At 51.2% G+C, this 445-nt stretch carries 1 protein-coding gene; it reads left to right on the forward strand.

What is annotated here, in order from left to right; all coding sequences use genetic code 11:
* On the forward strand, nt 1–445 hold a 445-nt coding region (locus tag L691_RS0127240), incomplete at both ends, for a transposase (RefSeq protein ID WP_025693343.1).

Below are 445 nucleotides of genomic sequence, written 5' to 3' on the forward strand. Positions count from 1 at the left end.
ACGTCTGTTGTAGAGACATACAAAGGTCTTCTTCTCTCCATGGACGGTGTCCAGCCGGAGAAAGGGAATGAAACCCTTTATGTGGTCCGTGAAGGGTTTAGCGGTCGGATTTTGGCCGCAAAGAATCTGAAAAGCGGATCGAAAACGGAACTCATGGCGCTCCTGAAACGACCCTTGAAAGACCTCGGGCTTCCGGTCATTGGTCTGGTTAGCGACGGTCAGAAATCTATTCGTTTGGCCATGGAGGAAACGTGGCCGGATACGCCATACCAATACTGCCAATACCACTATCTTAAAGATATTGCTAAACCCGTCGTCGATCTGGACCGCAAACTCAAAACCGGACTCAAGAAGAGCTTGCGGGGGCTGCGGGAGATTGAAAAGCAAGTCCAGGACGATGACTCCGTAGAGGGCGAAGTCACTCGTGACTATCTTGCCGCTACTC

This window comes from Paenibacillus zanthoxyli JH29, from assembly GCF_000520715.1.
Classification (GTDB): Bacteria; Bacillota; Bacilli; order Paenibacillales; family Paenibacillaceae; genus Paenibacillus_AQ; species Paenibacillus_AQ zanthoxyli.